Source organism: Bradyrhizobium sp. HKCCYLR20261, assembly GCF_051168435.1.
In the GTDB taxonomy this organism is placed as follows: Bacteria; Pseudomonadota; Alphaproteobacteria; order Rhizobiales; family Xanthobacteraceae; genus Bradyrhizobium.
In genome coordinates this window covers 46043-65807 of sequence record NZ_JBNPUZ010000009.1, presented here as the reverse complement: position 1 = coordinate 65807, position 19765 = coordinate 46043, and the positions used below count along the sequence as shown (strand labels likewise).

General features: G+C 64.5%; 12 protein-coding genes and 1 tRNA gene. 5 read left to right on the top strand and 8 right to left on the bottom strand.

All coding sequences use genetic code 11. The features are described 5' to 3' along the window. Window positions 1-2: 2 nt before the first annotated feature. The 4 genes from drmA to ACQR1L_RS21630 form a co-directional block, all read right to left on the bottom strand. Complete coding sequence (drmA, locus tag ACQR1L_RS21645; RefSeq protein WP_434859939.1) at window positions 3-3542, bottom strand: DISARM system helicase DrmA; 3540 nt, start codon at window positions 3540-3542, stop codon at window positions 3-5. A 92-nt stretch (window positions 3543-3634) separates the two neighbouring features. After that, a complete protein-coding gene (locus ACQR1L_RS21640; RefSeq protein WP_434859938.1) occupies window positions 3635-7603 on the bottom strand; it encodes an Eco57I restriction-modification methylase domain-containing protein in 3969 nt (1322 codons plus the stop codon). Between the two features lie 89 nt (window positions 7604-7692). Then, the gene (drmD, locus tag ACQR1L_RS21635) at window positions 7693-10869 is read right to left on the bottom strand and encodes a DISARM system SNF2-like helicase DrmD (protein WP_434859937.1); all 3177 of its coding nucleotides are present in this window, start codon (window positions 10867-10869) and stop codon (window positions 7693-7695) included. 145 nt (window positions 10870-11014) lie between these two features. Continuing rightward, on the bottom strand, window positions 11015-12475 hold the full coding sequence (locus ACQR1L_RS21630; RefSeq protein WP_434859936.1) for a hypothetical protein: 1461 nt from the start codon (window positions 12473-12475) through the stop codon (window positions 11015-11017). Window positions 12476-12804: 329 nt separating this feature from the next. Between ACQR1L_RS21630 and ACQR1L_RS21625 the strand changes: the two genes are divergently transcribed. From ACQR1L_RS21625 to ACQR1L_RS21615, 3 genes are all read left to right on the top strand, one after another. After that, complete coding sequence (locus ACQR1L_RS21625) at window positions 12805-13446, top strand: hypothetical protein (RefSeq protein ID WP_434859935.1); 642 nt, start codon at window positions 12805-12807, stop codon at window positions 13444-13446. Between the two features lie 112 nt (window positions 13447-13558). Then, entirely contained in the window at window positions 13559-13804 is a 246-nt protein-coding gene (locus ACQR1L_RS21620; RefSeq protein WP_434859934.1) for a helix-turn-helix transcriptional regulator, read from the top strand. After that, window positions 13779-14840: a tyrosine-type recombinase/integrase gene (locus tag ACQR1L_RS21615; RefSeq protein WP_434859933.1), complete on the top strand. Its 1062-nt coding sequence runs from the start codon at window positions 13779-13781 to the stop codon at window positions 14838-14840. The genes ACQR1L_RS21620 and ACQR1L_RS21615 overlap by 26 nt, the downstream gene beginning before the upstream one ends. Before the next feature lie 119 nt (window positions 14841-14959). Here ACQR1L_RS21615 and ACQR1L_RS21610 read toward each other — a convergent pair. Next, window positions 14960-15034, bottom strand: a tRNA-Glu gene (locus ACQR1L_RS21610). 282 nt (window positions 15035-15316) lie between these two features. Further along, window positions 15317-15655, bottom strand: a complete 339-nt coding sequence (locus ACQR1L_RS21605) for a hypothetical protein (RefSeq protein ID WP_434859932.1) — start codon at window positions 15653-15655, stop codon at window positions 15317-15319. A gap of 31 nt (window positions 15656-15686) precedes the next feature. On the opposite strand from ACQR1L_RS21605, the gene ACQR1L_RS21600 reads away from it, so the two are divergent. After that, window positions 15687-16682 carry an RluA family pseudouridine synthase gene (locus tag ACQR1L_RS21600; RefSeq protein WP_434860075.1) on the top strand — a complete coding sequence of 332 codons (996 nt, stop codon included), beginning with the start codon at window positions 15687-15689 and terminating at the stop codon, window positions 16680-16682. Window positions 16683-16902: 220 nt separating this feature from the next. Continuing rightward, window positions 16903-17802, top strand: coding sequence for an RNA polymerase sigma factor RpoH (rpoH, locus tag ACQR1L_RS21595; protein WP_434859931.1), 900 nt, complete (start codon window positions 16903-16905; stop codon window positions 17800-17802). A gap of 71 nt (window positions 17803-17873) precedes the next feature. On the opposite strand, the gene ACQR1L_RS21590 is transcribed toward rpoH, so the two are convergent. Next, window positions 17874-18497, bottom strand: coding sequence for a peptidoglycan recognition protein family protein (locus ACQR1L_RS21590; RefSeq protein WP_434859930.1), 624 nt, complete (start codon window positions 18495-18497; stop codon window positions 17874-17876). 18 nt (window positions 18498-18515) lie between these two features. After that, window positions 18516-19745, bottom strand: coding sequence for a GGDEF domain-containing protein (locus ACQR1L_RS21585; protein WP_434859929.1), 1230 nt, complete (start codon window positions 19743-19745; stop codon window positions 18516-18518). Window positions 19746-19765 lie beyond the last annotated feature (20 nt).

Here is a 19765-nt window from a genome sequence, read left to right as displayed (position 1 = left end):
CATTATCCGAGAGGGGTGCCGTCGGGCTTCCTGAGCTTGAGCAGCGACACCGGCTCGGTGTCGCGCATCGAGCGCCCGGCGACGAACCACTCGCGCTCCTTGTCCATGTTCGGCTGCTGGTCGAACGGCTCCTGCAGCAGCCGGCGTACCGCGGCCTCGCCGGCATAGGCGAACTCGCCGCCATTGGCGGTCAGCTTGGCGGCAATGCCGATCCAGGCCTGCTCCAACTCGTCGAGCCGGGCGAGGCAGCGCTGGATCGACGCCTCGTCCTCGCGCGCCACCTTCATCTTGGATTCGATGACGTCGCGGACGCGCTTGTAGGCAGCGGGCTCGGTGCCCGCTCTGTCGGCATTGCGGTCCGGCGTCAGGCTCGGGGTGACGTGGCGCTGGCCAGCCACCAGGGTCGCTGCGAGCGCACGGTCGAGCGCGCGCGGCGCGAAGGGGGTGACGCTGGTGGCCTCGACCGCGCGATAGAAGCTCTGATGGAAGGCGCGGAACTGCTCATAATGGGTGCGGTCGCGCGGCTTGTGGATGTTGAGCAGGGTGACGACGAGGCCGGGCTTGTGGCCCTCGCGGCCGACGCGCGAGGTCGCCTGGATGTATTCGGCCGCCGTCTTCGGCTGGCCCTGCACCACCATCAGGCCGAGCCGGCCGATGTCGAGACCGACCGAGATCATGTTGGTTGCCATCGCGACATCGACTGCGTTCTTGTCGGCGACCGGCAGTCCCAGGCGCGCCCGTGCCTCGGAGACCTGATCGGTCGAATAGCGCGACGTCAGCTCCTGGATCTCGCGCAGCACCCGGTCGGCAAACGGCGCGCCCTCAGGCTCGCGGCGGACGCGGTTGCGGCCATAGCTCGTCAGATGCGCGCGCACCTCGTCATCGACGATGCGGCGGGCGCCGCCGAGCTCGCGTAGCGCGTTGAAATAGCACAGCGCCGTGAGATAGGGATCGGCCGGATCGTCCTTGCCGCCGCTCGCCAGCGCATGAGCGCCCGAGAGCAGGGTCTGCAGCGCGCGCAGGAACACCAGCTTCGGACCCCGACCGGGCGAGGCAACGCCGAGATAGAGCCGCGACGGCGTAGTCCGGTCGGCCCTGGCGAAGAACGAGTCGTCGCGGCGGATGCCGGGCGGCGGAAAGATCGCGGTGCGCTCGCGGCCGAACAGATTGCGGATCTGCGTCTCGGCGCGGCGCACGGTCGCGGTCGAGGCCACGATCTTCGGCCCGCGCCAGGCGCCATTGATGTGGCGCGAGGCCAGGAGGTCGAACGCGGTCTCATACAGCCCGGCGACGGTGCCGAGCGGCCCGGAGATCAGATGCAGCTCGTCCTGGATGATGAGGTCGATCGGCCGCAGCTCGGCCGTGAGCCGCGTGCCGCCGGGCGTCGCGGCGCCGTAGAAGCCGGTCGCGTCATGACGCTCGACATGGCCGAAGAAGGCACCCGCCCGCCCCTCCCACGGCACGTTTGCGAATTTGTCGACGGTGGCGATCATGAAGGCCGGCAGACGGCGATAGATCTCCTCGTCGACGACGACGATCGGCAGGCGCTCCTCGCTGGAGAAGGCGCAGCCGATCTCGTAGCAGTGCAGGTCCAGCCGCTGCGGCTTCGCCGCAGTCGGATGCAACGAGAATGCATCGTCCTTCAGTTCGCCGCCGCACCAGGGGCAGTTCTTCAGCGGCGCCGGCGCCGGGCCCTTCTTGCGCTTGTACTGCTCCAGCCAGTAGACGGCGGTGTTCTCCTTCTTGTTCTTGGCGTCGCCGAGATTGTTGGGCGTGGCGCCGCCGCCGACCCACAGGCCGATCTCGATCGGCCAGTCGCCGAGCCGCTTCCGCTCCTTGCGCTCCAGTTCGAGCGCACAGACCAGCCCCGCCGCGCGCTGCAGCTGGTCGAGCGTCAGCAGGCGTAACGTGTAGCGCATCACCACCGCCAGCCCCGCGCCCTCGAGGCCGGGATTGTTGAGCCTGCGGCGCGCGATCGCCAGCGCCGCGAGGCCGAGGTACGCCTCGGTCTTGCCGCCGCCGGTGGGGAAGAACAGCAGATCCACGATCGGCCGGTCGGGATGAACAGGGTCGACCAGGCCGTCGAGGTTGAGCAGGATGAAGGCGAGCTGGAACAGGCGCCATGTTGGCGCCTGCTGCTGATCCAACGGCTTCTTGTTGTTGGCGGCGCTGCGCTGCCGGTTGGCGCGCTCCATCACGCGGTTCATGATGCCAAATGCCTCGCGGCTGAGCGGATCGGCGTTCAGCCGGGCGATGCCCGAGGCGATGCGCCCGCGCGCAATGGCGATATCGTCCAGGCATTTCTCCGCGACCTCGCGGCGGCGCTTGCCGTCGATGCCGGGCACGAGCGCCGCCTGCTCCTTGGCCCAGGCCTCATAGACGGCCGGCAGCCCGGACAGCACCGCATCGAGCGTGGCGGCGTCATCGGCAGCCTTGGCGAGCGCAGCCATGTCGCGCACGACGCCGCTGATGTCGATGTCGGCGCCGAGCTTCTCGACCTCCTGCACCGGCAGCGGATTGGTGAAGACGGTGGTGACGCGGCCCTCGCCATCGGGCGCGGCCCAGTCGCCAGACGTGTTGTGGCCGACGGCATAGGAGCAGACGTCCTGATAATGCACGTCGGCGAGCCGCTCGTCGAACTCATCGGACTCGTAGGAGGCGCGATCGTCGCGGCGCTCGAAGCCGCCGGCGCAATCGAGCTGCAGCCGCGCCTGAAAGCAGAACGCGACATCGCGAAAGCGCATGGGCTGCGGCCGGGCATTGACCAGGAACACCGACACCGCCAGCAGCTTGCGCTTGACCCCGTCGATATCGGCGCTGTCGATCGGACGGGCGGAGACCACGAGCTCCAGCCCGCCGCCCACCGCCATCGGCGCGGCACTGTTGGGAATGATGATCCTCTGCGGCACGTCGCCAAGCTGGATGCTGAACGGCACGGTCTCCTCGCGCGGGATGCGGCGCCAGTCCAGCGTGTCCCATTTCGGCGCCTTTGGCTTTTCGCCGCGCGCCTCCGCGATCTCGCGGGCGGCTTCGAGAAACACCGCATCGTCGAGCCGGGGCTCGGTGACGTAGTCGCCCCAGCTCACGCGCGCCTCAAGCTGCGCCGTGCCGGGCGGCAGCAGCACGGTCAGGCCGATCGACGACGGCTGGAACGAGCGCACCGGCGGCACCTCCGTCTCGCCCTCGTCCGGCGCCACCCCCTTGCCTTGCGTCACCTCCGACAGCGCCTCGCTGCCGCGCTGGGCATCCAGCAGATCCTCGGCCTCCTGCTCGGCCGCGATCTCGGCATCCGCGCTCGCCTGCGTCTTTGCAGCGCCCGTACCTCGCTTCGGCCCGAGAAAGCCGGTGAGATACCAGGTCGAGGGCGCAACGCCCGCGATCACCTCGCGCGCAAGGTCAGGATCGAGATCCGGATGCGGCCCGACAAGGTCACGGCGCAGCAGATCGAGCAGCCGCTCGCGCACGCCGACCGGCGTCGCCGGCTTGGGCAGGCCCGCAAGGCGATCCGTCGGCGTGGCCGGTGCAGGCACGGCTGTGTTCATGACGTCCCCCAACTTCGCCCCAGGCTTCCGCCCCTGGACCATCTATCATCCCAAGGGGCAATGGCAATCGGCGGTTTAGCGCACCGGCCTCCTCACTCGCGGTCGAACAGCGGCCCGGCGCCCTCGTCTTCGAGACCATCGCCCTCATCCTGCGCGGCGGGCGCACGGCCAGTTGCCACCTCCTCGGCGTGCTGCTCCGCGTTCAGCGCCAGGAGCCGCGCCAGCACGCGGTCGCGCTGGTCGGCGGGCCAGAAATAACGGCCCTGATAGGTGTGGTTGTTTTCCATTTCCTCGGTCAGGAATTCGGCGCGCAACTCGGCGGCGAGATCATGCCAGCCATAGGCGCGCAGCACCGCGCGATCCATCGCGTCATGCAGCTCGCGAAGGCGCGCAATCGCCTCGCCGCCATCCTCGGCATCATGGAAGCGATTGTAGGTCTTGGTCATACCCTCGTTCGCCGCGACCATCAGCGCGGCGCGGTGATCGTAGTAGGTCTGACCTGCTGCTTCGAGAGCGGCGTCGGCTTCGTAGTTCGATGGAAATGGGAAGGTCTCAAAGCAATCGGAGGGGGCGTAGCGCAAATCGTCCTTCATCGACGATGAAAAGAAGCGCGCCCAAACTTCATGAACGCGCGATTGAAGAATAGAAAATGGGCCGAAGGTGCTGTAGGCAAGAACGACAACGGTTTCGGCAAACACCATCCGGGTTGGAACCCGAGCGATTGCGAGATTTGGTGATATTCGAGACAACGCCAGGGCGTGGGGCGAAGTTTGCAAAGCTCGTTGTAGTCTTGTACCGGGTCGAGCGTACATCCACCATCTGTCGGGATTAACGATTGATGCTTGTGCTTGACGCTTAGGCTTCACTAGACGCTCTAGTATCGAAAGTAACGATGGCCAATCTCCTGCTACCGAACCTGGGAAGTCCTGTGGCACTATGAAGTTCGCCAGCATTTCCTGGCGCTCTTGAATGTTTGACAGATGCCACGCCTTTAAACTGTTGTCCCGTTGGCGAGGGAAGTTCTCGAAATCGATTGCGTATCGACGATGACTCTGTGTCGGAGAATTGTTTATTTCCTCTCCTCCAATGTAGGGCTTGATGCGCTCAGCGTTACGAGCGTCCTTATCGACCAGTCGACGCATCTCGGCGATCGGCTCTGCCTCGCCCTTTGCAGCTGCTGTATCATCGAAGGTGAACCCCATGCCAAGCAGGTACGAGCCTATGAATGCCTTGTTTTCGTTTGAAGAAAGCAGCGCCGGTGTACCGTCGAGGTCGCCCGCAACCAGATAAGCCGATATACGATCGACAAAACGGCCATCCAGAGCCGAGCGGATACGTTCGTTCCCTCTCAACACATGCACAATAGACACAACAACAGCCGCTCCTTCATTGGGCCATTGATAGCGCTTAGTCGCACGATAGATCTGGCCTCTCTTGTTCAAGAGAGCCGCAAGTCCGGTCGCACGGGTATCTCCCTGCCCAATCGTATTCGTTGCGATCAGACCGAAGGCACCGCCCTCGCGCAGCAATGAAAAGCCCCTCCGAAAAAAATGTGCAACGAGATCCGCATTGCCGTGCGCCCCCTCGTGCAAGGTCTGCAACCAGGGCAGATACTGCACTCCTGACGCCGCCGTGATCGTGTTCTTCCCTGCAAAGGGTGGATTGCCGACGATCGCATCGAACCCAGGATTGTCACGTGCGAACACCTCCGGGAATTCGATCTCCCAGTGGAACGGCCGCCAGCCTTTCTCACGCCAGCAGGTATCAGCCTTGGCGCGCAGCAGATCCAACTTCACCGGCTGCGCTGCGACCCAGCTTTCGACGGTCTGCCGGTCCTGCTCGCGGCCCTTGGGCTTGTCGGCGGCAAAATGCGCAGCGATGACAGCATCGCCCACGATGCGCGCGGGATCGCTGGCGTCCACGACGCGCGTATAGCGCGCCGCCTGCGCCGCGATCAGCACGCCGTCATCGGCATTGCGGATGGCTTCGCGTCCTTCGAGCGCCTTGCCCACCGCCGTCTCGATCATCCCGCGGAACAGCGGCAGGCCCGGCTTGGAGGAATCCCAATGCACGGCCTGAATCTGCGTTCGGGTCAGCCCGACCAAGCTGTCGCCGGCCTTCAGCGCGTGATCCAGAAACGTGAACTCGTGGTCGCGGGCGAGCGTGGCGAGCCATAGCGAGAGACGGGCGAGATCGACGGCCATGGGGTTGCGGTCGACGCCGTAGAGGCATTTCTGCGCCACCAGCCGTCGCGCATGCAGCGCCTCATCCTCGTCGGGCGGGATTTTTGGCTTCTCGGCGCCGTACATGTTCCAAGCCTGCTCCAGGCGGACGCCGATCTGGCGGCAGGCCTCGACCAGGAAGGCGCCGGAGCCGCAGGCAGGATCGCAGACCTTCAGCGACAGCACGGCCTCGGGCGAGGCGTCCGGCCCGAGCCGGGCAAACGCCGGCTCGAGCGCGTGGCGCACGATCGGCTCGGTGAGCGAGCGCGGCGTGTAGTGCGAGCCGGAACGGCGGCGCTCCTCGGTCGGCTGCAGATAGGGCGCTCCTGCACCGATCGGCACCGCCTTGGGCGAGGCGCGCTCATCGACCAGAGAGCCGAACGCCTCGACCAGGGCCGCGACGTCGCGGGCGTCCTTGACGTCCTTGGCCTGCTTCGCCGAGAGCTTGATGCCGCGCTCCTTTAACCATTTCTGGCGGTCATTCGGCTTCTCCGCGAGCAGCGTGTCGAGACCGATGAAGTTCGGCAGCTTCTTCTCGTCGCGCAGCGCGACCATGCGCTCGGTGGCGCGCGAGGCCGTAAAACCCATCACGGTCTCGTAGACCGAGCCGATGGATTCGACGTCGAGCGAGCGATAGGACAGCCGCTCGCGGATCTTCTCGCCGGAGAGGCCCCTGCCCTCGATGGTCATCAGGCCATGGAGGATGCGCAGGATGGTGCCGTCGGAGACCGCAAGGATGGTGATGTCGGACGCGGTGCTGCCGCGCGCGCGTCCCTCCAGGAACGGGAACGCCTCGGGATCGAACAGCTTGCCGCCGCGCGCGGTCACCCAGTCGCGATGGCCGCCATGGATCAGGCGGAACACGGCGAGCAACTGGCCCCAGCCGCCGCGGCGCTCGTCCATCGTGTCGGGGTTGAGCGCCTCGTCGACCAGCAGCCGCGCATACAGCGTCTTGATCGAGTAGCCGTTGTCCCAGAGCTGCTTCAGATGCGGATCGGTCGACGACGGCAGGAGGTCGCGATCCTCGGCATAGAGCAGGAAGACGAGCCGCATCAAAAGCGTCAGCAGGCCCTCATAGAGATGATGCGGATCAGAGGCGGCAATCGCCTCGATCTCGGCGGGCGCGGCGCGGTGCAGGCCGCGCAGGAGCTCATAGAGCGCGCCGAGCACCTGACCCGAGAGCTTTTCAGAGACGGCGTTCTGCGCCTCGCGCGAGGCCTCCAGCAGCTTGCGCAGCCGATGCCCGGGCGCGCCGGTGAAGAAGGCGTTGCGGCCGAGGCAGAGTTTCAGGCCCGCCAGCATCGGCCGGCCCTCGACGCGGCCGAGCGCCGCAAGCGGCCAGGTGAGCCAGCCGGCGGTCTCGCCGCGCGGCGCATGGATGAGGCGCAGGCTGTTGCGGGTGACGAGGATGCCGACACCAACCCCCGTCTCGCGCACCAGCCTTTCCAGCCGCTGGTGCGGCGTCGCCTCCCATTCGCCGGATACGAACTGGTTGCGGCCATCGGCGTCCAGCTCCGGATGCAGCATCACCAGCGCCTGCGCCGGCAGGCCCTCGGGCGCCGGGCCATTCCACAGCAGCGCGAGGTCCGGCACCAGCAGGGTCTCATGCTCCGGCACGGTGACGCTGAGCGCGGGATCGACCGCGGGGCCGCCGGGGCTGCCGGCGACGAGCTTCGCCGGCCAGCCCAGCACTTTTTCGAAGAAATTCCACGCTTCGTGCAGCGTGAACAGCCGGTCGTGGTCGCGCGGCGCCTCGGGATCGAGCCGCAGCGCAACTGCGGCGGCCTCGGTGTCGAGCGGGGTTTGGCGGATCGGCGTGACGCCGGTCTCGCGCAGCACATTGGCGCCGACGACGAGGCCCTCCGGCTGCAGGTAGTTCAGCCATTCCGAGGTCTCGTCCTGCGGGGAATGAAAATTCATGCTCGCACTCAATTGGTGGCCGGCCAGAGATAGACGAGGCAGACGGGCTCCAGCCGGCGCGCCTGCACCTCATAGCTCTGGCGGACTTTGGCGGGCTCGCTGTCCAGCTCCTGCTGCAGCCGCAGCAGCTTGCCGTCCCAGGAACGGCGGTCGGCCTCGAACTGGCGCAGCTCGCGCTCGTGCTGCTTGCGGATGTCGCCATCGGCCGGGCCGAACAGGTCCATCTGCGCGGGCGGTTCTGGCGGCTGCTTGGTGCTGATGGCCTCGCGCACGCGGTCGATCTGCCGCTGCAGCAGCGCGGCCAGCGCGTCGGCCTCGCGGCGGCCATTCTCCGCGAGATCGGCGACGGCGCTGAGCTCGGAGGTCTTTGCCTGCTGCTCGACATGCGGGCGCAGATCGGCGAGATCGCGCTCGACCCATTCCGCCAGGCGGTCGCGCACGCCCGAGGCCGGCGACACGCCGCTGCGCAGGGCCTCGTCGAGCTGCTGCAAGGTGGTGAGCTGGCCGGTCTCGGCGAACGGCTGCAGCGGGCTCTCGTCGCGGCGGGTGTCGCGCCAGGGCGCGGTGACGGTGATGATCTCCTCATGCAGGCGGCGCGCGCCGGGACCGAACAGGCAGAGCCGTCCGAGCAGCACGACGCGCGGCTGCGCGCCGGCAGAGACGATTGCGGTGATGCGACCGATGCTGGTGCGAAAGCCCTGGCTGACGAAGCGCGACAGCAGTCGCTTGACCAGGCGATGCTCGAGATGCAGCTGCACGACATCCTGCGGCTCAGGCTCGCCCTCCTTCACCACCGGCGGCGCGAATACGAGCCCGCGCACCGGCGTCTCACGGCGCCAGCGCGCGCGATCCTTGGGCGTGGCCGGGCGGCCCGGCCGCAGCTCGTCGAACAAGGCGGCCCAGGTCGGGTCCTTGGCGAAGCTTGGGGTGTCCGGATCGAGCAGCACGGCTTCCGGGACGCTGAAATGACCCGGCTGCAGCGCCGCGCCGTCGTCCTGCAGGGCGACCTCGATGACGTGGCGAACGTCAGCCCCTTTCACGCCGACTCGCCGCTTGGCATTGTCGAGCGCCCGCTGCAGCTGCTCCTCCTCCTGCTTGAGCCGGGCGACGCGCCGCTCGGCCTCGTCGTCGAGCTCGCGGGCGGCGATGCCGACGCGTTCGGAATCCGCCGTGGTGATGGTTTCCGCCAGCCGCGCCGCCTCGCCGCGGCGGATGCCATCGCGGGCGAGCGTGGTCTCGATCGCCTGGCGCAGCACCTCGCCGGCGGCGCCGAGCTGCTTGCGGATCACCTCGGTCTTGCGCACGAGCGCGTCCAGCACGCAGTCTTCCTCGCGCTGGGTATAGACGAAATAGCGGCAGCTCACGGTCTTCGACGGCTGCAGCTTGCGGTCGATGCGGCCGTTGCGCTGCTCCAGGCGCGACGGATTCCAGGGCAGATCGACATGGATGAGATCGTGGCAGCGCGCCTGCAGGTTCAGGCCCTCGCGTGCCGCATCGGTGCAGACGAGGATGCGCACCGGCTCCTTGTCGAACGGGGCGTTGAAGGCGATCTTGATGCGGTCGCGCTCGGCGAGGCTGGTCTGGCCGGTGAAATTGAGGATGCGGCCGTCGAGGTCGACGCGGCCGGCGCTGCGCTGCAGCAGCCCCTCCTTGAGGCGCTCGACCAGCCAGCGGCGGGTGTCCTCCCACTCCGTGAACAGGATCAGCCGGCGGTCCTTCCAGCCATGGCCGTCATCGAGCATCTCGTCCTCGATCCAGTCGAGCATCGCGGCGATGCGCGCATCCGGCTGGTCGCGCGCGGCCGCGCTGATGGCGAGCATGCGATCGACATGGGCGATGGCGGCTTCGAGGTCGCCGAGCTCGCCCTTCGCGTGATGGGTCGCGGCCGCGATCGCATCATCGTCCTCGATCAGCTCCGGCGCCGTCTCGGCGCCGTCGGCGGCGAGCTCCTCGGCCTGGCGCGCAAGGCTGCGCCGATGTGTCGTCAAGGTGCGGTGGAAGGCTGCGATCGAGGAGAACAGGCGCTGCTGCAGATTGGCGAACAAAAAGCGCGCCCGCGACCCGCCGGTGGCGGACTCGCTGTACTCGTCGAGCATCAGCGCTAACAGTAGCTCGGGCGCATCCGGCGGCAGATCGGAGATTTCTATGGGATCGACGATGCGCGCGGGGAAGGCATGGCCGAGCCGCCGCAGGTCCTCCTTGAGCCGGCGCACCATCACCGGCTCCAGGTCCTTGGCCTCGACCGCGATGCCGCGGGTAAAGCGCTGCGGATCGAGGATCTCCAGCAGGGTCGCGAACGAGTTGGAGTGGCCGTTGTGCGGGGTCGCCGACAGGAACAGGCGATGCTCGAACAGCGCGGCGATGTCGCGCACCGCCTTGGTCATCTGGCTTTCCACCGCCCAGGCCGCGCCCGAGGATGGCGCGGCGTGGTGCGCCTCGTCGAGGATGAACATCGCGCCGGCGCGGAACGGCGCCAGCAGCTCGCGCAGTCCGCTGGTGTAGGTCTCGTCGGACAGCACGCTGTGCGAGACGATGAAACGGGAGCCGAGGCTCCACGGATTGGCCGAGAAGCCGCGGCTGCGCCGCGTCTCCAGCAGATGCTCGCGGTCGACGATCGTGAAATCGAGGCCGAACTTCTGCGCCAGCTCGTCCTGCCATTGCAGCAGCATCGATGCGGGAGCGGCGACCACGATGGTGTCGACCCGGCGCCGCAGCAGCAATTCGCGCACGATCAGCCCGGCCTCGACGGTCTTGCCGAGTCCGACATCGTCGCCGATCAGAAGATTGACACGCGGCAGCTCCAGCGCCTTCTTCAGCGGCAGCAGCTGATAGGATTCCAGCCGGATGCCGGCTCGGAACGGCGCCTGGAACAGCTTGCGATCGGCCGCGGTGGCGGTGCGCCATTCCGTCGAGCGCAAATAGGCCCCCAGCCGCTGCGGCCCCTCGAAGGTGCGGGTGAGCAGCGGCGACCAGTCGTTGGGATCGAGGATCTCCGGCTGCAATTCGGCGGCATAAGCGAGCTCGATCGCCTCTCCCTGAGAATCGTCCTCACAGGAAATGAGGGTGACGACGTCGACCGGCCCCCGCCGCTCGGAGCCCTCGACGAGCCAGCTTTTGCCGCGGACTTTGAGAAAGCTCCCGATCTGCGGAATCGTGCGCTTCAGGGCTATCGTGCCGTCATTCATTTCTGCGCCGCTGCCCCTTTCAGGGGATGAAACGCTAATTCCTAATACGCGTCGCGACTTGAGTGAAGCCTAAAGCTTCGGGACGCACAGGATGAATAGTCCACGCGAGCCGCTCCAGAACGCACGGTTCGAACTGAACATAGTATTACACGATAATCGTTGAACTCGCCTGCCCAGCTGGGCCAAAGATCAACGTGTGAGACGCCAGCACCGTATTTTCAGGAGTGATCGAGCGCACTTCTCCGTTTTCAAAGAAGTGCTGGGTAATACCGAATTGCTCCGGAGAGAGGGGACGTTTCGCGTTCGGATTATGAAACATCTGAAGCTCGTCCGACCAGAATTCCTCGTGCGCCACGGAAACTTCTTCGCTGAAGATTTTCGGAGCCACCGAGTTGGGCTCGTGATTGTAGCGAACACCGACCCGGAAATAGCGATAGCCCGAGGCGCCAAATCCTGCGGCAACACCCATTCGGTCGAATTTTGCCAAAGTACCCGCGTTGGAGAAAAGGACTGCTGAAATGTTTTCAGCTCCCGGTAGGTCGAAGAAGCCGGAAGGGACGATCTTTCCACCGTAGGCGTGCTCTTTATTCTTCACCGCGCTGATCTTTAGCTCACCGCCAGTCAGTTCCCATTCGACTCGATGCCCGTACAGATACGGCCACAAAGCCGACTGCGTGTACGTCATTGATCCAGGTTCGTCGATCTTGCCTGGCTTGTGGAAGTCCGCCACCGCTAGGATGAATGGCTTATTTGCTGCCGGACCTCGCTCCCAATAACTTTCTCCGTCCTTGTTCTTTTTATTCAGCTTACTTGTGAGAACAGACCCGAATTTCATCGGCATGTAGTGCGCCAAAAACTCTTGCATCTCCTCGCGCGTTTGGGGATTCGGATGCTTTGCGAGCACGCCGGCCGTCGAAGCAGCAACCGTCGTTGCCTCCACAGCAAACTCGATTCCGGGGGCGCGGCACAGAAAGTCCGGAGCCTCGGGTTGTTCGATATCGAATCCAAGTTCACGCAGGGCAGCCCATAGGTACAGCTCCCAAAGGCGCTGATCGAATTGCATGAATTGGAATTCTTGTACGAAGTGTGGGTCGCTCAACGCGAGCCAGGGCCCGATTTCCTTAAAGATCGCTCTAGATGGAGCACGTCCGGGGGCCTCAACAAGAATCTTGAAGGACGGATGAAGCTTTCGCGTATCTGATTTAGGCGGCAGTTCAAGAAGATTTACAGGGTAATTTGTCTCATCTCCCTGGTCGCCGAGCAAATCGTAGTTGCCCTCCTCAACCACTTGGGCGATCCGATCTCTCAATCCATCGGTGGCATATTGCTCACTTCGCAAGCTGACGTCGCCATCGACCCATCGGAACCGACCTACCCTGTCTCGCGCGAGCAGATTCCAACCATAGTCATTGTCGACTCGGTCTCGGAATATGAGGCCAATCACCCGCTCGTCCAGATCACTCCAGTAGGAGCGCTCTTCAGCGATCAAACGACTGGGCGATCGCCGCGAGCCGATAGCGAAAACATTGAAGCGCGCCGCCGCCATCTCACGGCTGAGTCGCTGCCGCTCCAATCGAGCTTTCTGCTTGCGCTTGGCTTCGCCCATCAGGGTGGACCAATTTGAGGATACAATCAGGAGATGGTATACTCGAACCTGACTACCGCAATTGGCCGACTCGGAAAACGGTGTCGAACGGCCGGTAAGTCATTGGCATTTGCCGTGGCAACTCGGTGGCGATTCTCGAAAGCAAAGAAGCCGCTCCTTTCGAAGCAGCCTCTTAATTAGAGCTTATATATCAATGCCTTATTATGGTTGTGAGACAGGATTTGAACCTGTGACCTTCAGGTTATGAGCCCAAAACTCCCATTTGAGTTTTTTGCAAATGGTCTGGACAATCCCCTCGATCTGAGTTTTACTCAAATGAGGAGATTCCATTGCCGACCCCAGCTGACATCATCAACGTTATTTCAACGAGATTCGCCTTCCCAAGGAAGTCGGTCGCGCAGCACGATCGGTTGCTGGTCGTTAATGGACAGCGGAGGATCTCGGGCCGAGGCCGATCGGCGACTGCGCAGCCAAGCGACGCAGCCGCCCTCCTTGTTGCCGTCGCTGCCACACCGATTGCCGGACCGGCGATTAGTATCTCCAGCTACCAATCGTACGCGAACTTGCGCGCCGTACATCTGCCGCCGGGGAGATTTAGCAGTTGGAAGCAAATAGAGTCGCTGCGTGAACTTGCTGATGGACACACCCTAGTGGAATCACTTTCGCTAATCATCGGGCGCCTGGCCAAAGGCCTGCTGCTCCCGGAAAACGGCGAAGGCATGCTTCCTCAAGGAGCATACCCCTATCACATTGACATCAACGTCGTTCTCCATGCGCCTATGGCGAGAGCAAGTGTAAGAATTGAGCGAACTCCTGAGAATTCATCTGAGCCTGATCTATCAGAATCGCTCCATTACTATCCGGCTGCCGAAGATAAAAAGATCACACGTTCGGATAACCAAATTGACTTCGCGCAAGAGAGATCATTCGGGATGCTAACGCTTTGGTCATTAGCAAAGCTCTTCGCATGATCCATTCGACCGATGGAGCCGTTTGCGTGCGCAAATTGGCTAGATACAGCCACCAATGACCGCTTCTCCGGAATAGGCGAGATCAGTCATTTGCAAAGTTTCCGAGCTAACAATGAGTGAAACTAGTCATCAGCGACAACGCCACAGCGAGCTGCCAGTGTCGTTGCCGCCACGCGGACTGTCGCGCCTGCAGGCTGCGGAGTACATTGGCGTAAGCGTATCGACATTCGACAAGATGGTTGCTGAAGGTGAGATGCCGGCGCCGATGAGAATTAGAGGTCGCGTTATCTGGGATCTCAAAGGAGTCGATCGCGCCTTTGAAGCGCTGAGCGATGCCGACGGAAATCCTTGGGATTAAACTGATGCGTATCCGCCTTAAATTCCTTTGCGAAGATCGCGATCGTCACGGGAACGTCCGCTGTTACGTTCGAATGCCGGGGAAACCTAAAGTGCGCATTCGGACACTGCCTGGCACGCCGGAATTTATGGAAGAGTATCATGCCGCAGTTTCTGCTGCAGTTCCTGACACAGTTCGACAGGCCGATGAAGCCAAGAAGGGATCGTTTCGCCATCTCTGCATTCGATACTATGCGAGCGCGGCGTACAAGGCTCTGGACGGCAGCACGCAGAGCTGGCAGCGGCGCGCGCTCGACGAGATTGCGCAGGATCACGGGGCCAAGCCGGTCGCGATGATGCAAGCTCGCCACGTTCGTAGGATGCGTGACGCGAAATCTGCGACACCGGCGGCGGCCAATCAACTTTTGAAGGCGCTTCGCGCGTTATTCTCCTGGGCCAACGAAGCCGAGGAAACCACCGTCAATCCCACAACCGGTGTGAAAAAGCTGAAATACCGATCTGACGGACATCACACTTGGACCAACGACGAGATTCAACAATTTTACAAGCGGCATCCGATCGGTTCGCAAGCGCGGCTCGCTTTGGACTTACTGCGATACACAACAGGCCGGCGCGAAGATGCCCCACGTCTTGGTCGTCAGCACATCCGCGACGATCGAATTCGCTTTCGGCAGGCAAAGAACGAGCATCGCAATCCAATCGACATCGATATTCCGCTGCATCCTGAACTGGCGGCGAGCATCGCTGCCGCGAAGGTTGGTACGCAATTGACGTTCTTGCTTACCCAATTTGGCAAGCCGTTCACGGCCAACGGCTTTGGAAACAAGTTCAAGGACTGGTGTCGCCAAGCGGATCTTCCGCATTGCTCGGCGCACGGCGTTCGCAAAGCAACGTCGACGGCCCTCGCCGAGTCTGGAGCTACGCCCCATGAGATCATGGCCATCACAGGACACCAAACTTTGGAGGAGGTCGAACGCTACACGAAGGCGGCAAGCCGCAAGAAGACCGCCGATGCCGCTATGTCAAAATTGAAATGATCAGGCGAAAAGCGCCACAGCACATGGGAACACATCGCGCACACACACTGTCCCACCGGAAAACCAAGTGGGACGAAACCCGAAAATTTAGCAGGAATTACAACGATGAAATCAAGCAGTGGCGCTCCCTAGGGGAATCGAACCCCTGTTTCAGCCTTGAGAGGGCCGCGTCCTAACCGCTAGACGAAGGGAGCGTGAGGTGAACCGCATAGCCTTGAACGCGCCGCGCCGCAAGACGGGCGATGCAGATTTTGTGGGGGTGGAGGAGAGAGTGCCCGTGGGGACCCCCACCCCCGACCCCTCCCCGCAAGGGGGAGGGGAGTGGACTGCCCGGGTGGTGGAGGAGAGCGGGTCCCAATGGGGACGAAAACGGCCGGCCGCGACGGCGGTGGGCTCCCCTCCCCCTCTTGCGGGGAGGGGTCGGGGGTGGGGGACCGCGAGTCCCACTCGATGTGGAGAGCCGCCGCCCCTGCCCCTTACGGCTCCACCGCAAAGCGGAGGCGGCCGGTGGGTTTGAGGGTTTTGGCGTCGAAGGTGCGGATTTCGGTGGCGCCGGCGATGTCCACGGTCACGGCCAGGCGGTCGCCGGCGGTGCCGGTGGCAACGATGCGGGCGCCCTTGGGCAGCATGGCGGTGAGGTCGGGGCCGGACGCGGAGCTTCCCTCGCCGCGGAAAAGGCGATAGCCGATGGCGACCAGAAGCACTGCGATCGCGACCGAGGTGGTCACGCCCGCGATCATCATCATGCGCCGCAGCCGTGCCATCAGCTGGGCCTGCTCGGGCGAGGACGGCTCGGGCGCAACGGTAGAGTTCATGGACATCTCGACTTCACAATCCCACGGTCTGATGACGGTCATCGTCGCCGGCGACGAAGGCTCGCCGCGGCTCGATCGCGTGCTGGCAGCCAAACTGCCGGAGCTGTCGCGGTCCCGGCTGAAGGCGCTGATCCTGGCCGGACAGGTGTCGCTAATTAAAGGGAGCCTTGGCGCGGCGGCGGTGCGGGACCCCGCTTATCACGTCACAGCCGGCGACACGATCACAATCGACGTGCCCGAGGCCGTCCCGGCCGAGCCCGCCGCCGAGGCGATCCCGCTGACGATCGTCTACGAGGACGACGACATCATCGTCATCGACAAGCCCGCGGGCCTCGTGGTGCATCCCGCCGCCGGGCATGAGAGCGGCACCCTGGTGAACGCGCTGATCGCGCATTGCGGCGCCAGTCTCTCAGGCATTGGCGGGGTCAAGCGGCCGGGCATCGTGCACCGGCTGGACAAGGACACCACCGGGCTGATGGTGGTCGCCAAGAACGATATGGCGCACGCCTCGCTGAGCGCGCAATTCGCCGACCACGGCCGCACCGGCGCGATGGAGCGCGGCTATCTCGCCTTCGCCTGGGGCCTGCCGCACCGGCCGCATGGCACCATCAATGCGCCGATCGACCGCCATCCGCATGCGCGCGACAAGATGGCGGTGCGGCCGAAGGGCCGCGAGGCCATCACCCATTACGAGGTGCAGGAGAGTTTTACCGGCCGCGACGGCAAGCCGGTGGCGTCGCTGATCGCCTGCCATCTCGAGACCGGACGAACCCACCAGATCCGCGTGCATCTCGCGCATCTCGGCCACCCGCTGATGGGCGACTCCGTCTATGGCCCGCATTTCAAGACCAAGGCGAACCAGCTGGCGCCGGGGGCGCGGGCGGCGCTCGAGTCGTTGGGGCGGCAGGCGCTGCATGCCTATCTGCTGGTAATTGAGCACCCCCGCACCGGAGAAGTAGTGCGCTGGGAATCGGAGCTGCCGGAGGATCTTTCACTCCTGGAGGAGGCGCTGAAAGCGGCGCTATGACGCAGGCCGTTCAGAAAAAGGCAATCATGTCAAATTCTTAATGCACCCACACGGGGTCGTGACCCCCGGAATCCTTCCACCGGGAAGCGAAAATGGTGTATGTTGCGCCTGCGTCGAATGGTCGACGCATGGAACGTCGCAAACCGGTTGGCTTTAACCAAGTGACCGCTTTGCCTGGCCCGCCGCTATCGGGGGCCTGAACCCAACTGGAGGGCGCTCAATGGCCCGTACAGCTACACTGCCGGTTCTCAATGGAGAATCCGGACTTGCTCGCTACCTCTCCGAGATCCGCAAGTTCCCGATGTTGGAACCGCAGGAGGAGTACATGCTCGCCAAGCGTTGGCGCGAGCATGACGACAGCGACGCAGCACAGAAACTCGTCACCAGCCATCTCCGACTCGTGGCCAAGATCGCCATGGGCTATCGCGGCTACGGCCTGCCGATATCCGAAGTCGTGTCGGAAGGCAATGTCGGCCTGATGCAGGCGGTGAAGAGGTTCGAGCCCGAGAAGGGCTTCCGCCTCGCCACATACGCCATGTGGTGGATCAAGGCGTCGATACAAGAGTACATCCTGCGTTCGTGGTCGCTCGTGAAGATGGGCACCACCGCGAACCAGAAGAAGCTGTTCTTCAACCTGCGCAAGGCCAAGAGCAAGATCTCGGCGCTGGATGAAGGCGATCTGCATCCGGATCAGGTCAAGCTGATCGCGAAGCGCCTCGGCGTGACCGATCAGGACGTGGTCGACATGAACCGCCGCCTCGGCGGCGACGCCTCGCTGAACGCGCCGATCCGCGACGACGGCGAAGCGGGCGAATGGCAGGACTGGCTGGTCGACAATTCGCCCAACCAGGAAGCCATCATGGCCGAGCACGAGGAGTACGACCACCGCCGGCAGGCGCTGAACGGCGCGATCGGCGTGCTCAACGCGCGCGAGCGCCGCATCTTCGAGGCGCGGCGCCTGGCCGACGAGCCGATGACGCTCGAGGACCTCGCCGCCGAGTTCGGCGTGTCGCGTGAGCGCGTCCGCCAGATCGAGGTGCGCGCGTTCGAGAAGGTGCAGTCCGCCGTCAAGGGCGCCATCGCCAAGCAGGAGGCGGCGGCGCTGGAGGCCGCGCACTAGGCGCGCGCGGCTGCTTGAAGGTGGTTTTGGAAGCGATCGGAGCCGGCGGAGACGCCGGCTTCTTGTTGTGATCAGTCCGGCATGGCGCGCGCGAGCTCGGCGAGCGCACAGCCCTCGCAATAGCGGGCGTCCTTGTAGTCGATCCAGTTATGCGCATAGATCCGCTCCCGCGGGATCTGATAGCGCAGCCGGAGCAGCTTCGAGAGGATGCGCCACGCGGCGATCTGGGCTTCGGTCGCAGGAGCGGTGACGTCGGGATAGTTGCCGGCGAACTCCACGCCGATGGAATTGTCGCGCACGACCTTGCGGTAGGTCGGGCCGTTGTCGATATAGCGGTTGTCGTTGCGATTGGCGCCGTCGCCATGCAGCGTCACCAGGGTTTCCGGTACCGCCCAATACACCGTGCCGTCGGTTTCCACCCACAGGGTGACGCCGCGTCTCTTCGGGTTCTTGGCCTGCGCCAAGGCCCCTGCCCTCGCCGATCCGGCCGGTCCCTCGGTCTGGTGGACGATGATGTTGGTCCAGGGACGCGCTTGGTCCGGCGCGCCCCACGGCGCCAGCCAGACGATTTTCAGGCCGGGGATCTCGGGCGTGCCCGAGGCGCGGGCGAGCGCGGCGAAATCCTCCGCCGCCGCGGCGGGAGACAGAAGAAGCAGCGTCAGCGCTGCGTGGAGGAGGAACGAAAGCGGCGGCATGGCCGAAGGATAGCACCGCTACTCGGCGGTGGCATCCTGGCGAGGAATGAGGATGGCCTCGATCTGGTCCGGCGCCAGCGCCGGCGTATCGGGCCGGCCGTCGAACACGGCATAGCGGTTCTTGCCGTCCTTCTTGGCCGCATACAGCGCGTGGTCCGCCCGCGCCATCAACCGGTCTGGAAACGCGCCGACGTCGTCGCTCCATTCGGCGACGCCGATCGAGACCTCGATCGGCACGTCGTCGCCGGCGCAGGCCTCGGCGTCGTCGCGGCAGACCTGCAGGATCCGCCGCGCGATCATCGCGCCCTCGCGCGAGGACGACGCCGGCAGCACGATGCAGAATTCGTCGCCGCCGGTGCGGGCCAAGAGGTCGCCGGGCCGCAGCCGGGTCTGGGCCATCAGGGTGAAATGCTGCAGGCAGGCATCGCCCGCCGCATGGCCATGGGTGTCGTTGATGAGCTTGAAGCCGTCGAGGTCGATCACCAACAGCGCGAACGGTTTTCTCGACCGCTCGGCGCGCGCGCACTCCTCGGCCAGCCGCTGCATCAGGTGGCGACGGTTGGCGACACCGGTGAGGTCGTCGAGCAGCGCCAGGTCAGCGACCTCGTTGCGCAACCGGTCCACCGCCATCAGCAGGAGGCCGAAGTTGAGCGACATCGACAGGAAGATCAACAGCAGCACCGCGGCCGCCTGGCCGTTGCTCGAATGACCGAAGTTGAAATCCGCGCCGATGAAGCCCGCGATCGACCGGCCGATGAAGACCGCGGTGATGAGCAGCGACAACAGTCCGGCCAGCCTCGCGCCGGGATTGATCGGCCCGTTCCGCGCATCGAGCACCAGGCGCGCGATGATGACCATCGGGATGGTCTGCCCGATCGAATAGCTCAGGATCCGGAGCGGGCTGCTGTCATAGACATGGAGGAAGAAGATGATCGCCGCGCAGCTCAGACCGACCACCGCGAAGCTCAGCCGCCAGGATGGCTTCTTGCCGTAGAAGCGCTCCACGCCCATCGCCGCAAGGCAGATGGCGAAGGTCATCAGCAAGCCCCCGGCGAGCAGCGCCGTGAACGATCCGAAATAGAACCGTCCGAGCGCAAACAGCGCGGCCGGCGCGCACATGAAGGACGAGGCCGTCCAGTAGCGCGCCGATTCCAGGTTGGGATAGCTGCGCATGACGTAGGCCCAGATCAGACCCAGCGCCAGGAAGTTGACCACGAAAGCGGTCCACAGCGTCGGAACGCTCAGCATTCCCGCCGCAGGACGCCGCA

Coding starts and splice junctions, on each gene's coding strand:
- drmA (WP_434859939.1), bottom strand. CDS start 3,542: ATGAACACAGCCGTGCCTGCACCGGCCACGCCGACGGATCGCCTTGCG.
- drmD (WP_434859937.1), bottom strand. CDS start 10,869: ATGAATGACGGCACGATAGCCCTGAAGCGCACGATTCCGCAGATCGGG.
- ACQR1L_RS21630 (WP_434859936.1), bottom strand. CDS start 12,475: ATGGGCGAAGCCAAGCGCAAGCAGAAAGCTCGATTGGAGCGGCAGCGA.
- ACQR1L_RS21620 (WP_434859934.1), top strand. CDS start 13,559: ATGAGTGAAACTAGTCATCAGCGACAACGCCACAGCGAGCTGCCAGTG.
- ACQR1L_RS21615 (WP_434859933.1), top strand. CDS start 13,779: ATGCCGACGGAAATCCTTGGGATTAAACTGATGCGTATCCGCCTTAAA.
- ACQR1L_RS21605 (WP_434859932.1), bottom strand. CDS start 15,655: ATGAACTCTACCGTTGCGCCCGAGCCGTCCTCGCCCGAGCAGGCCCAG.
- ACQR1L_RS21600 (WP_434860075.1), top strand. CDS start 15,687: ATGACGGTCATCGTCGCCGGCGACGAAGGCTCGCCGCGGCTCGATCGC.
- rpoH (WP_434859931.1), top strand. CDS start 16,903: ATGGCCCGTACAGCTACACTGCCGGTTCTCAATGGAGAATCCGGACTT.
- ACQR1L_RS21590 (WP_434859930.1), bottom strand. CDS start 18,497: ATGCCGCCGCTTTCGTTCCTCCTCCACGCAGCGCTGACGCTGCTTCTT.
- ACQR1L_RS21585 (WP_434859929.1), bottom strand. CDS start 19,745: ATGCTGAGCGTTCCGACGCTGTGGACCGCTTTCGTGGTCAACTTCCTG.